At 42.4% G+C, this 14,046-nt stretch carries 12 protein-coding genes; 11 read left to right on the forward strand and 1 reads right to left on the reverse strand.

Annotated elements, in window-relative coordinates; genetic code table 11:
* Positions 1–14: 14 nt before the first annotated feature.
* Complete coding sequence (gene ftsY / locus PTET_RS13990) at positions 15–1,799, reverse strand: signal recognition particle-docking protein FtsY (RefSeq protein WP_096038791.1); 1,785 nt, start codon at positions 1,797–1,799, stop codon at positions 15–17.
* 204 nt (positions 1,800–2,003) lie between these two features.
* Between ftsY and rsmD the strand changes: the two genes are divergently transcribed.
* From rsmD to purD, 11 genes are all read left to right on the forward strand, one after another.
* On the forward strand, positions 2,004–2,609 hold the full coding sequence (gene rsmD / locus PTET_RS13995; RefSeq protein WP_013465959.1) for a 16S rRNA (guanine(966)-N(2))-methyltransferase RsmD: 606 nt from the start codon (positions 2,004–2,006) through the stop codon (positions 2,607–2,609).
* Positions 2,610–2,754: 145 nt separating this feature from the next.
* Positions 2,755–2,970, forward strand: a complete 216-nt coding sequence (rpsU, locus tag PTET_RS14000; protein WP_002957797.1) for a 30S ribosomal protein S21 — start codon at positions 2,755–2,757, stop codon at positions 2,968–2,970.
* 19 nt (positions 2,971–2,989) lie between these two features.
* Complete coding sequence (locus PTET_RS14005) at positions 2,990–3,436, forward strand: GatB/YqeY domain-containing protein (RefSeq protein WP_016899740.1); 447 nt, start codon at positions 2,990–2,992, stop codon at positions 3,434–3,436.
* 166 nt (positions 3,437–3,602) lie between these two features.
* On the forward strand, positions 3,603–5,354 hold the full coding sequence (gene dnaG / locus PTET_RS14010; RefSeq protein WP_013465961.1) for a DNA primase: 1,752 nt from the start codon (positions 3,603–3,605) through the stop codon (positions 5,352–5,354).
* 124 nt (positions 5,355–5,478) lie between these two features.
* The gene (gene rpoD / locus PTET_RS14015) at positions 5,479–7,323 is read left to right on the forward strand and encodes an RNA polymerase sigma factor RpoD (protein WP_013465962.1); all 1,845 of its coding nucleotides are present in this window, start codon (positions 5,479–5,481) and stop codon (positions 7,321–7,323) included.
* A gap of 71 nt (positions 7,324–7,394) precedes the next feature.
* Positions 7,395–8,276 carry a 50S ribosomal protein L11 methyltransferase gene (gene prmA, locus PTET_RS14020; protein ID WP_008466387.1) on the forward strand — a complete coding sequence of 294 codons (882 nt, stop codon included), beginning with the start codon at positions 7,395–7,397 and terminating at the stop codon, positions 8,274–8,276.
* 282 nt (positions 8,277–8,558) lie between these two features.
* A complete protein-coding gene (dusB, locus tag PTET_RS14025) occupies positions 8,559–9,530 on the forward strand; it encodes a tRNA dihydrouridine synthase DusB (RefSeq protein WP_024601713.1) in 972 nt (323 codons plus the stop codon).
* A 19-nt stretch (positions 9,531–9,549) separates the two neighbouring features.
* A complete protein-coding gene (gene fis / locus PTET_RS14030) occupies positions 9,550–9,840 on the forward strand; it encodes a DNA-binding transcriptional regulator Fis (protein ID WP_002957804.1) in 291 nt (96 codons plus the stop codon).
* Positions 9,841–10,172: 332 nt separating this feature from the next.
* Positions 10,173–11,759, forward strand: coding sequence for a bifunctional phosphoribosylaminoimidazolecarboxamide formyltransferase/IMP cyclohydrolase (purH, locus tag PTET_RS14035; RefSeq protein WP_096038792.1), 1,587 nt, complete (start codon positions 10,173–10,175; stop codon positions 11,757–11,759).
* Between the two features lie 109 nt (positions 11,760–11,868).
* The gene (locus PTET_RS14040; RefSeq protein WP_013465965.1) at positions 11,869–12,687 is read left to right on the forward strand and encodes a class I SAM-dependent methyltransferase; all 819 of its coding nucleotides are present in this window, start codon (positions 11,869–11,871) and stop codon (positions 12,685–12,687) included.
* Between the two features lie 14 nt (positions 12,688–12,701).
* Positions 12,702–13,988 (forward strand): phosphoribosylamine--glycine ligase, encoded by a 1,287-nt coding sequence (gene purD, locus PTET_RS14045; protein ID WP_024601711.1) that lies wholly within the window; start codon positions 12,702–12,704, stop codon positions 13,986–13,988.
* The last annotated feature ends 58 nt before the right edge of the window (positions 13,989–14,046 follow it).

Consider the following 14,046-nt stretch of genomic DNA (forward strand, 5'->3'; position numbering starts at 1 on the left):
TCCCTTTTGGTAAATTAAACGTCGTCCTCATCTTGGCTAAATAGCGCGTCAATAAAGTCATCGCTCTTGAAGGTGCGTAAATCATCAATACTTTCACCTACACCAATGTAACGAATAGGAATATTAAACTTATCAGCAACGGCAAAAATAACCCCGCCTTTAGCAGTGCCATCAAGCTTTGATAGTGTGATACCTGTTAAACCTACACATTGGTTAAATAAGTTTACTTGGCTAATAGCATTTTGGCCTGTGCCAGCATCAATTGTCAGCATCACTTCATGCGGTGCATCTGGGTCTACTTTTTTCATCACACGGGCTATTTTTTCAAGCTCTTGCATTAAGTTATCTTTATTTTGCAAGCGCCCTGCTGTATCGGCAATTAACACATCAACATTACGCGCTTTAGCGGCTTGAAAGGCATCAAATACCACTGAGGCGCTATCAGCACCAGTGTGCTGAGCTATAACAGGAATACTATTACGCTCACCCCAAACTTGAAGCTGCTCTACTGCTGCGGCTCTAAATGTATCACCGGCAGCAAGCATTACCGATTTACCTTGGTTTTGAAATTGTTTCGCCATTTTACCAATGGTGGTGGTTTTACCTACGCCGTTTACACCTACCATAAGGATAACGAAAGGTTTTTTGTCTGCTGGTATTTCTAAAGGCTGCTCTGCTGTTTTCAGCATAGTTGCCATTTCTTGCTTCATTAATTCATAAAGCGCATCACCATCTTTAAGCTGCTTGCGATCAGCGGCGTCGGTCAGGCTATCGATTAGCTTCATGGTGGTATCAACACCAAGATCGGCAGTGAGTAACTGAGTCTCTAATTCTTCAAATAACTCATCGTCAATTTTTTTACCGCTGAAAATTGAGGCAAAGCCAGAACCAATATTAACGCGTGTTTTCAGTAAGCCTTTTTTGAGGCGAGAGAAAAAACCTTCTTTTTTAGGTTTTTCCGCTTTTATAGCTTCTTCCTTTGCAAGCTCTGCGGTCAGTCGCTCTTGCTCTAGGCGTTCAGACTCCTCTTCAGCAGCCAGACGCTCTTGTTCTAAACGCTCGTTCTCAGCTTGCTCTGCTGCAATACGCTGTTGTTCTAAACGCTCGTTCTCAGCTTGTTCTGCTGCAATGCGCTGTTGTTCTAAACGCTCGTTCTCAGCTTGCTCTGCTGCAATACGCTGTTGTTCTAAACGCTCGTTCTCAGCTTGCTCTGCTGCAATACGCTGTTGTTCTAAACGCTCGTTCTCAGCTTGTTCTGCTGCAATACGCTGTTGTTCTAAACGCTCGTTCTCAGCTTTTTCTGCTGCAATGCGCTCTTGCTCTAACTGCATTTGCGCTTCTTGTTCTGCTAAACGTTTGGCTTGCTCTTGTCTTTGCTGCTCTGCATCTGCCTGCTGTTTAGCTAATAGCTCTGCGTTAGCCTGTTCAATCGCTTGTTTTTCTTCTGCCGCTGCGCGCTGTGCTTGCGCCTGTTTCTCTTGCTCTAAACGCTCGGCCTCTGCTTCAACTTGTAAACGCTCTACCGCAGCTTGCTCTGCAGCTAAACGTTCTTGCTCGGCTTTTTCTGCTTGCTCTTGTGCTAAACGATCTTGTTCAGCTGCAATTCGTGCTTGTTCTATACGCTCGGCTTCTGCTTCAGCTTGTAAGCGCTCTGCCTCAGCTTGCTCTGCAGCTAAACGCTCTTGTTCGGCTTTTTCTGCCTGCTCTTTTGCGAATGCTTGTTGTTTATCAGCTTCTGCTTGTTTTTTATCTGACTTGCCAAAACCGAGCCACGACATGAATTTACTTTTTTTTGCCATACTTGCTAATAACCACTTATAAAAATCTGATAAACTAACGATAATGATAGCGTGCTTTTAAGTCTAAATAATTGCTTTTAGCAACACGTTATCCTCGAGGGTGCATAATAGTAACACTTTTAGCGCAGTTGAAAAATGACACGCCGTGATATGATTGCAATATTATCTGAGCTAGATCATAGATACCAATTTTTAGTGAGTTAAATGAGAAAAAAAACCACACAAAATAACACCACTCATAAATCAGCTGATGGGGTTATTAGAATCATTAGCGGCCAATTTCGCGGTCGAAAACTGCCAGTAAAAGATGTTCAAGGTCTGCGTCCTACAACCGACCGAATTAAAGAAACGGTGTTTAATTGGTTGATGCACGATACCCGCGATGCGCACACTCTCGATTGCTTTGCCGGTTCCGGTGGATTGGGATTTGAAGCATTGTCGCGTTTTGCAAAACACACCACATTCATAGAGCTTGATTCACAAGCAGCAAAACAATTAGAGCAAAACATTGCGACGCTTGATGCACAAAACGCGCAAGTCGTTAATACCAATACACTGACGTTTTTAGAGAGAAAAAACACCAGTGACACATTTAATTTGGTTTTTATTGACCCGCCATTTCGCAAAAATTTAGCTCAATCATGCTGTGATTTATTGGAAAATAATCAATGGCTCGACCCCGAAGCATTGATATATGTTGAAGTAGAAACTGAGCTAACCTCGTTTAAAGCACCAAATAACTGGTTGTTAATTAAAGAGAAAAAGGCAGGTCAGGTTTTTTGTAGGCTGTACCAACGCCATATAAATTAACACTGTTTTAGCTGCTGTGTTTCTGTTAATATTATCCTTTACATGTGGTGTTGCTTCGGATTACAATACCGCACCATTTTTGAACCACTTGATCAATGTTTGATCAACTTGAGCAACGCTCATAATTTAGGTAGGTGAATTTTTAATGCCAGTAATTAAAGTAAGAGAGAACGAACCGTTTGACGTAGCACTTCGTCGCTTCAAGCGTTCATGTGAAAAAGCAGGTATCCTTTCAGAAGTTCGTCGTCGCGAGCACTATGAAAAACCAACAGCTGAGCGTAAGCGTAAAAAAGCAGCTGCTGTTAAACGTCACATGAAAAAACTTTCTCGTGATAACGCTCGTCGCGTTAAATTATACTAATATATTAGGTCTTGTATAAATGAGCCTTTTAATAACGCTAAAAGATGCGCAAAAAGATGCGATGAGAGCCAAAGACAAACAACGTCTTAACCCTATTCGTATGGTACTTGCTGCAATCAAGCAACGTGAAATTGACGAGCAAATAACACTAGACGACGCAGGTATTACCTCCGTTATAGTGAAGCTTGTTAAACAACGTCGCGACTCTTACACTCAGTACAAAGATGCTGGGCGTGATGATTTAGCTGATATTGAAGCCAATGAAATTACAGCACTTGAAGCTTTTTTACCTCAACAATTGAGTGAAGAAGAAATTATTGCTCTCATTGACGCGGCTATTGCTGATACTAACGCAGCAGGTATGCAAGACATGGGTAAAGTAATGGGTATAATCAAAAGCAAAGCCGAAGGTCGTGCCGATATGGGCAAAATCTCAGGTTTAATTAAGCAACGATTAACTGCCTAATACCCCCACATACATTTAGTATGATTGAAGTAAACCGAGCCTTGAGCTCGGTTTCTTCGTTTAGATATTTAGTACTTCAAAAAATTATGCATTTGTGTTCAAATCTTTGCGTATTATAATTCGTTTTCATCACTTTTCTATTTATCTTAGGGCTGTACTTTAAACAATGGCTGGAAAGATCCCACGCAACTTTATCGATGATTTATTGGCACGAACCGATATTGTCGACCTGATTGACTCAAAGGTAGGGTTGAAAAAAGCGGGCAAAGACTATCAAGCTTGCTGTCCTTTTCATAATGAGAAGTCGCCTTCATTTACTGTATCGCAAGATAAACAGTTTTATCATTGCTTTGGCTGTGGCGCTAACGGCAATGCTATTTCTTTTGTAATGGAGTATGACAAACTCGAGTTTGTTGATGCAATTGAGGAACTAGCCAGTTTACTTAACCTTGATGTTCCTCGCGAACAAGGGAGCAGTAATGGACCAGAGCGCACAGCGGCACAAAAACGTTCAGACTATGATCTAATGCTGCATGCAGCACGCTTTTATCAACATCAGTTAAAACATCACAGTAACTCTGAAGCGGTAATCGATTACGTTAAAGGTCGCGGCTTAAGCGGTGCAACCGTTAAAAAGTTTATGATAGGTTATGCGCCCAGCGAATGGGAAGGGCTCTGCCAACAACTTGGGCGAAACCAAGAACAAAAAGAACAATTAGTTGAGCTTAAACTCGCATCTGAGAAAACCCCAGGCAAACAGTTCGACTTTTTCCGTGATCGCTTAATGTTTCCAATTCGTGATAAACGCGGCCGCGTTATTGCTTTTGGTGGGCGAGTAATGCAAGCCGATCAAGGGCCTAAATATTTAAACTCTCCGGAGACGCGCATATTTCATAAGGGCTTTGAACTCTATGGCCTTTATGAAGCTAAACAAGCACACAAGAAGCTTGACCATGTACTGATTGTTGAAGGTTACATGGACGTAGTAGCGCTGGCAGAACAAGGTATTGAATATGCCGTAGCAGCCCTTGGTACAGCGACAACCAGCGAGCACATGCACACTTTATTTAGAACCACAGATAAAGTTATTTGTTGTTACGATGGTGACCGTGCAGGTAAAGATGCTGCGTGGCGCGCACTCGAAAATGCGCTGCCTTACTTAAACGATGGCAAAGCACTGCATTTTGTATTTTTACCCGATGGTGAAGACCCTGATTCACTCGTACAACAAGAAGGTAAAGTAGCTTTTGAGCAACGCCTTGAAAACGCAGATGACTTCACTAAAGTGCTGTTTAATAAACTAAGTAAAGAGATTGATTTAACACTAGATTCCGGTAAGGCTAAGTTACTCAGTGCGGCACTGCCCCTGATTGAAAAGATCCCAAGTGAGTTTTACCAAGAAAATATCCTAGAGCAACTTGGGCGATTGATTGGCCGTACCCGTGAGCAACTCAATAATCACTTAAAAACGCCAAAACAGCAGCAAGCAATTGAACGAAAATTTAAAATTACACCCATGCGCCAAGCAATAGGGATTTTAATTCAGCACCCTAACTTGGCTAAAAGTGTGCCCTATTTACCCGATTTAGCTCAAATGAATATTGCGGGTATTGGTTTATTATTGCGACTACAACATCAAGCATTACAAAAAGATGGCATTACCACCGCACAAATTCTTGAATCATTTCGGGGCACCGATGACTACGAGCCATTAACTAAGTTAGCGACATGGCAACATCAAATAAATGAAGAGCGTTTAGAGACTGTTTTTCAAAATACTTTCAAATTTATTGAAGATCAGTGTTTAAATTATCGACTAGAGACCCTATTAATAAAAGACAAGACACAGGGCCTAAATAGCGACGAACGACTAGAATGTCATTTACTAATGACAGCGTTAAAAGCAACGAACAGCTAGTCAGATTTGATTTAGGCTGTTATACTGTGCTATTCACTGCGTCACATTATTCTGGTTAGCCTTTGAGCAAACTCCATGATGGCGCCTGTTGTATCAACTTATCAGAGTGGAAGAAACAATCTCTATGGATCCAACTCCTCAGTCACAATTAAAACTTCTGATTCAAAAAGGTAAAGAGCAAGGTTACTTAACTTTTGCAGAAGTTAATGATCACCTTCCACAAGATATTATCGACTCAGATCAAGTAGAAGATATCATTAGCATGATTAATGACATGGGTATCAAGGTTAGCGAAAACGCGCCTGATGCCGATGAATTAATGATGCAAGAAACCACGACAGACGAAGACGCAGCGGAAGCTGCCGCTGCAGCCCTTGCTACTGTAGAAAAAGAAATTGGCCGTACAACTGACCCTGTTCGCATGTATATGCGTGAAATGGGTACTGTTGAACTTCTTACCCGTGAAGGCGAAATTGTTATCGCTAAGCGTATTGAAGAAGGCATTAACCAAGTTCAAATTTCGGTTGCTGAATACCCTGAAGCGATCACTTACCTACTTGAACAGTGGGATAAGTTTGAAGCAGAAGAGATGCGTCTTAGCGATATTATCTCTGGCTTTTTCGATCCTGATGCAGAAGAAGCACCACCTATTGCTGCCACCAACATTGGTTCTGAATTAAGTGAAAAACAGCTTGATGATAGCGACGATGATGACGATGACAGCGATGATGAAGACGAAGAAGAAGTAGATACAGGTCCAGATCCTGAAGAAGCGCGCGTCCATTTCGAAAATTTACGTGATTTATACACCAAAGCACGTGAAACATTCGATAATAAAGGTCGCTCTCATCCAGAGTCTCAAGCCGCTATTTTAGAAATCGGTGAGCTGTTCAGAACCTTTAAACTCGTACCTAAACAGTTTGATCGCATGGTTAATAACATGCGTGAAATGATGGACAGAGTTCGCGTTCAAGAACGTCTTATTATGAAGCATGCAGTACAAGTTTCAAAGCTGCCAAAGAAAACCTTTGTTAAGCATTTTGCAAACAACGAAACTGACACAGCATGGCTTGATATTGAAATTGCAGCAAACGAAAAGCATTCAGCTAAACTTGAAGAAGTGAAGCCTGAAATACTTCGTTGTATTAGCAAACTTACTTCAATGGAAGAAAGCACTGGCTTAAGCATTGAACGTATTAAAGATATAAACCGTCGCATGAGTATTGGTGAAGCGAAAGCGCGCCGTGCTAAAAAAGAGATGGTAGAAGCAAACTTACGTCTTGTAATTTCAATCGCTAAAAAATACACCAACCGTGGTTTACAGTTCTTAGATTTAATCCAAGAAGGTAACATTGGTCTGATGAAAGCGGTTGATAAGTTTGAATACCGTCGTGGTTATAAGTTTTCAACTTATGCTACGTGGTGGATCCGTCAAGCAATTACGCGCTCTATTGCTGACCAAGCAAGAACAATCCGTATTCCAGTACATATGATTGAAACGATCAATAAATTGAACCGTATTTCACGTCAAATGTTACAAGAAATGGGTCGTGAGCCAAATCCAGAAGAATTAGCTGAACGCATGATGATGCCTGAGGATAAAATCCGTAAGGTACTTAAGATTGCAAAAGAGCCAATTTCAATGGAAACACCTATTGGTGATGATGAAGATTCGCACTTAGGCGACTTCATCGAAGATACCACTATTGATTCGCCAATCGATTCGGCAACAATGGAGTCTCTTCGTGGCGCAACTAACGACGTGCTCGCTGGCTTAACAGCCCGTGAAGCGAAAGTACTACGTATGCGTTTTGGTATTGATATGAATACCGACCACACGTTAGAAGAAGTAGGTAAACAGTTTGACGTAACACGTGAACGTATTCGTCAAATTGAGGCGAAGGCACTGCGTAAATTACGTCACCCTTCTCGCTCTGATTTACTGAAAAGCTTTTTAGACGCTAAATAATCTAGCGTTACATTATAAGTTAATTTAAAAGGCCGCTGTAGCGGCCTTTTTTCTATTTCAAGGAAATAAACATGGCTTGGATCCAAATCCGTATCAATGCCAATGCTGCAACCGCTGATGCAGTAAGTGACCTATTAATGGAAGCAGGCAGTGCTTCTGTTACTTTTATTGATGCCAAAGACACGCCTATCTATGAGCCTAAAATTGGCACTGTTGTATTTTGGGCTGACACCACAGTAATTGGCTTGTTCGAAGCTAATCACGATATGAACGCAGTGGTTGCGTTATTAAAACGCCATGATGAGCTAAAAGACAATTTAGTTTACAAAATTGAGCAACTCGAAGATAAAGACTGGGAACGTGAGTGGATGGATAATTTTCACCCTATTCAATTTGGCGAAAAACTCTGGATTTGTCCTAGCTGGCGCGATATTCCAGACCCTGACGCAGTCAATGTACTGCTTGATCCAGGCCTTGCATTTGGAACTGGCACACACGCCACTACAGCACTGTGTTTGAAATGGTTAGAAAGCCAAGACTTAACTGGTAAAACCGTGGTCGATTTTGGCTGTGGCTCAGGCATATTAGGCATTGCAGCAATAAAATTGGGTGCTGAGCGCATGATAGGGATAGACATTGACCCACAAGCGCTGGAAGCAAGCCTAGATAATGCTAATCGCAATGGTGTTGCTGACAAGCTTGAAGTGTACCTGCCAGAAAACCAACCTGAGTTTACTGCTGACATTGTGGTGGCAAATATTTTAGCGCAACCACTGCGTGAGCTTCATAGTGTTATTTTAGGCTTATTAAAGCCAGGCGGTAAAATTGCGATGTCGGGAATTTTAGAAGAACAAGCACAATCGGTTGCTGACATATACGCGCCCTTTATTGAGCTCGATGAAATTGCCATTGAAGGCGATTGGACCCGAGTAAGTGGCACTAAAAAAGCGTAATAGTGCGTTATTAAAAAATTTAGAGTATTAACTCAAAAGTCTTATCTAAAGCCTGTATTTAACAGGCTTTACTATTTTTTTACATAATAAAAAATAAAGATTTTTTATTATAAAAGTAACAGCCGTTCAAAATTCACACAAATAAACCGCTTCGTCATACGGTTATCAAATGTCAATACGAAAAGAGCAAAAAAAAGTCACTTTTGTTCAATTTATAGCCTTTGATTTTTGCGTAAAAAGCCGTAAACTTAGCGCCCCTTGAAAAGAGGCCTATTGAATATCGTGCGTATCGGTTCATACCAACTTGAGAATAATGTAATTGTCGCGCCTATGGCGGGCATAACGGACAGACCATTTAGACAGCTATGTCGTCGTTTAGGCGCTGGCCTTGCTGTGTCTGAAATGCTGTCGTCTAATCCGAAGGTTTGGAAAACCGAAAAGTCGATGAACCGGATGGATCATTCTGGTGAGTCGGGTATACGTGCGGTGCAAATTGCAGGAGCAGACCCTGAGCTTATGGCACAGGCCGCACAATTCAATGTTGCAAACGGTGCACAGATCATAGATATCAATATGGGGTGCCCAGCAAAAAAAGTGAACAAGAAACTTGCAGGCTCAGCCTTATTACAGTTTCCAGAACTCGTGGAAGAGATTATTGATGCCGTAGTAAACGCGGTTGATATACCTGTGACACTTAAAATCCGTACCGGATGGGATCAGGACAACCGTAATGGTGTAGAGATTGCAAGAATAGCTGAACGTTATGGCATTGCATCACTGGCTGTACATGGGCGCACGCGCGCATGTATGTATAAAGGTGATGCTGAGTACGCCACAATTAGGGATATAAAACGTTCAGTGTCGATACCTGTCGTTGCTAATGGTGATATTACATCACCTGAAAAAGCAAAGCAGGTTTTGGACTATACGGGTGCAGATGCCATTATGATTGGTCGAGCCGCCCAAGGTCGCCCTTGGATATTTAGGGAGATAGACCACTATTTGCGAACTGGTGAACATATGCAGCCACCTGCTATAGCAGAGGTGCGCAGTATTTTAATGGAGCATTTAACCAACCTCCATGTGTTTTACGGTGAGCCAATGGGAGCACGAATCGCTCGCAAACATGTATCTTGGTATTTGCAAACCCATGACAGTGACGGTCAGTTTAGGCGAGTATTTAATGCGCTCGACAATTCAGAGGCACAGGTCGTCGCATTAGAGCAATACTTTAAAACACTAGCAGCTAACTAAGAAAGAAAGAGACTTTATAATGTTCGAACAAAACGTGACTTCTCCATTTATCACTAACCCTCATGTTCAGTCACACGAGAAACCGCAGCCATTGCGTGATGCAGTGAAAAAAGCTGTTCACCACTACTTAAAGCAGCTTAACGGTCAAGATGTGCAAGACGTTTACGACCTTGTTCTTTCTGAGCTAGAAGCGCCATTGCTTGAAGAAGTAATGACTTACACACGTGGCAATCAAACTCGTGCGGCAATTTTACTAGGTATCAACCGTGGTACTTTACGTAAAAAGCTTAAAAAATACGGTATGAACTAATACCAGCTATATTGAAACCGTAATCATTCTAACGAGCTAAATAAGCCCCTAACTGCGTTAAAAATTTTTTATGTAGAATAACTACACAGCAAAATTTTTGCCTTGTTATTGACTTATTTCTCTGTCGTTATAATTGCTTACTAATCCAATACAGCTGGTATAAAGTATTTTGAGTAAAAAGCACCTTAGGGTGCTTTTTTTATTTGTAAAATTTATTAACGAAATTGCAAAATGCTCACGCTTTATGGGTCGTTATAAGTCGTTTTTTGAGTCGTAATCAGTTAAAATACGCGCTTCTAAGCTAGCTCATTAACTGAGGAAATCAAACTACAATGGATACACATCGTCCTATACGTCGCGCACTTTTGAGTGTGTCAGACAAAACCGGTATTGTTGAATTTGCCCGTGCACTAGAAGCACAAGGTGTTGAAATACTTTCAACTGGCGGCACGTGTAAACTACTTGCTGACAATGCAATTAAAGTAACTGAAGTATCAGATCACACCGGTCACCCTGAGATCATGGATGGTCGCGTAAAAACCCTACATCCAAAAATTCATGGCGGCATTCTTGCTCGTCGTGGCCAAGATGAAGACGTAATGGCAGATAACAATATCTCTGCTATCGACATCGTTGTAGTTAACTTATACCCCTTTGCGAATACTGTCGCTCAAGAAAACTGCAGCCTTGAAGATGCTATTGAAAACATCGATATTGGTGGCCCAACGATGGTACGTGCGGCAGCTAAAAATCACAAAGATGTGACGATCGTTGTTAACGCAAGCGACTACGACCGTGTTATTAGCGAAATGCAAAATAACAACGGCTCAACAACCTACAAAACACGCTTTGACTTAGCTATTGCAGCGTATGAGCATACAGCGCAGTACGATGGCATGATTGCTAACTACTTCGGTAAAATGGTTCCTGATTACACAGAAGAAGCCGCTATCGATACTAAGTTCCCGCGTACTATTAATATGCAATTCACTAAAAAGCAAGATATGCGCTACGGTGAAAATTCGCATCAAGATGCCGCGTTTTATGTTGAAAACGACATCACTGAAGCGTCAGTGGCAACAGCCACTCAACTGCAAGGTAAAGCATTATCGTTTAACAATATTGCCGACACCGATGCTGCACTTGAGTGTGTAAAAGAATTTGATGTACCTGCGTGCGTAATTGTAAAACACGCTAACCCATGTGGTGTTTCAATTGGTGATAATATCTTAGAAGCGTACGATCGCGCCTTTAAAACAGACCCAACGTCAGCATTTGGCGGCATTATTGCTTTTAACCAAGAACTTGATGCTAAGACTGCACAAGCGATTGTTGAACGTCAATTTGTTGAAGTTATTATTGCACCAAGCGTAAGCCCTGAAGCGGCTCAAATAGTCTCTGCTAAGCAAAACGTTCGCTTATTAGAGTGTGGTGAATTCTCAGCTAAAGGCACAGGTCACGACATTAAGCGTGTAAATGGCGGTGTACTTATTCAAGACCGTGATTTAGGCATGGTAACGCAAGGCGACTTAACGGTTGTGTCTAAGCGCCAACCTTCTGAGCAAGAGCTTAAAGATTTATTATTCTGCTGGAAAGTGGCTAAATTTGTTAAATCAAACGCCATTGTTTATGCCCGCGACGGTATGACTATAGGTGTAGGTGCAGGCCAAATGAGCCGCGTTTACTCAGCTAAAATTGCCGGTATTAAAGCCGCTGATGAAAGCCTTGAAGTAAAAGGCTCAGTGATGGCATCAGATGCATTCTTCCCATTCCGCGATGGTATTGATGCAGCTGCAGAGGCTGGCATTACTGCTGTTATCCAACCAGGTGGTTCAATGCGCGATGAAGAAGTGATTGCGGCCGCTGACGAAGCTGGAATGGCAATGGTGTTTACCGGTATGCGCCACTTCCGTCATTAATCGCATAAAGAGCTAACGGGTTCAGTTAGCTCTTTTTGTTTGCACCAAATTCACGTATTCTGCTTATTCTATAACCATGACTAACAATTATAATGTGAAGGATTAGACGATGAAATTTGCACTAAAATCTCTACTGGTTGCCACACTGTCATTAAGCTCAACAATGGCGTTGGCACATAACCATGGCCACGACTCAGCATTAACAAATGCAGTTAAAGCAAGCGAGCGTAGCAGTGAGCGCGATCAATACCGCAACCCTGTAGAAACACTCGAATTTTTTGGCTTTAAACCATCTATGACCGTGGTAGAAATTGCCCCAGGTGGTGGTTGGTACAGTGAAATTTTAGCGCCAGCGCTGAAAGAGCAAGGCACCTATTATGCTGCGCACTTCCCTGCTGATTCATCGGTTGGTTATTACCAACGTTCTCTTGCTGGCTTTAAGGCTAAAATCGCTGAAGATGCCCGCTTTAGTCACGTTAAACTCACTGAGTTTGCCCCATCTACACATTTAGATATTGCTCCTGCGGCTAGCGCCGATATGGTACTGACTTTTCGTAATGTCCATAACTGGTACATGAGCAAAGATAAAGAAGCTGCAAGCAATGCGTTTAAGTCTTTTTACAAAGCACTTAAACCAGGCGGCACTTTAGGTGTGGTTGAACACCGCCTACCAGAAGAGCAAGATGATGAGATGCAAAAATCATCAGGTTATATGAAGCAAAGTGTGGTTATTGCACTTGCTGAACAAGCTGGTTTTGAACTTGAAGCAAAAAGCGATATTAATGCAAACCCTCTTGATACAGCCGATCACCCTAAAGGGGTATGGACCCTTCCACCGAGCCTTAGACTTGGCGAGCAAGATGCCGCTAAATATAAAGCCATAGGTGAAAGCGACCGTATGACGCTGAAATTTAAAAAACCGCTTTAAATAGGATATTCGCCATGAATGTATTAGTCATTGGCAGCGGCGGCCGCGAACACGCACTTGCGTTTAAGGCCGCTCAAAATACAAAAGTTAACACTGTTTATGTTGCTCCAGGTAATGCGGGCACAGCTCTTGAGCCAAAACTTGAGAACGTAGCAATTAACGTTGAAGACCTTGATGGACTGCTAAGCTTTGCACAACAAAATAATGTTGAGCTAACCATTGTTGGCCCTGAAGTACCGCTAGTATTAGGGGTTGTTGATAAGTTCCGTGAACACGGCTTAGCTATTTTTGGCCCAACCGCCGGTGCTGCCCAGCTTGAAGGGTCTAAATCGTTCACTAAAGACTTTTTAGCACGTCATGCTATTCCAACCGCTGATTACCAAACGTTTGAACAAATCGACCCTGCGCTTGCCTATTTAAAAGAAAAAGGCGCACCGATTGTTATTAAAGCCGATGGTTTAGCGGCTGGTAAAGGCGTGATTGTTGCTATGGACGAACGCGAGGCTGAAGAGGCTATTCGCGATATGCTTGCGGGTAATGCCTTTGGTGACGCCGGTAGCCGTGTGGTCATTGAAGAGTTTTTAGAAGGTGAAGAAGCGTCGTTTATTGTCATGGTTGATGGTAAAAACGTACTGCCGTTTGCAACCAGCCAAGACCATAAACGCGCTTACAATGGCGATCAAGGTCCTAACACCGGTGGTATGGGTGCATACTCACCAGCGCCTGTAGTAACCGATGAAATTCATCAGCGCATTATGAACGAAGTGATCTACCCAACGGTAGAAGGTATGGCTAGCGAAGGCCATCCGTACACTGGCTTTTTATATGCAGGCTTGATGATAGATGAGACAGGTACACCAAAGGTTATTGAATATAACTGTCGTTTTGGCGACCCTGAAACACAACCTATGATGCTACGCTTACAATCAGACTTAGTTGAACTGATTGAAGCTGCTAACCGTGTAGAGCTTGATAAAACCACCATTGAGTTTGATTCACGCGCTGCAGTAGGTGTTGTTTTAGCCGCTAAAGGCTACCCTGATAGTTACCCGAAAGGCGATGCTATTAGTGGCTTGAAAGTAACTTACCCTGAAGGCGAAAAAGTCTTCCATGCAGGGACTAAGCAAGACGGCGATAGCATAGTGACTGCCGGTGGTCGTGTACTGTGTGCTACTGCACTGGGTAATACAGTTACACAAGCGCAGCAGCGTGCCTATAAACTGGTTGATGAAATCAACTGGGATGGCATGGAATACCGTACTGACATTGCTTATCGCGCAATTGCTCGTGAACAATCATAACGATTGATAACTAACGAGTAAATTTTATAAAAGCGCAGATTATCTGCGCTTTTTACTG

The organism is Pseudoalteromonas tetraodonis (assembly GCF_002310835.1).
GTDB classification, from domain to species: Bacteria; Pseudomonadota; Gammaproteobacteria; order Enterobacterales; family Alteromonadaceae; genus Pseudoalteromonas; species Pseudoalteromonas tetraodonis.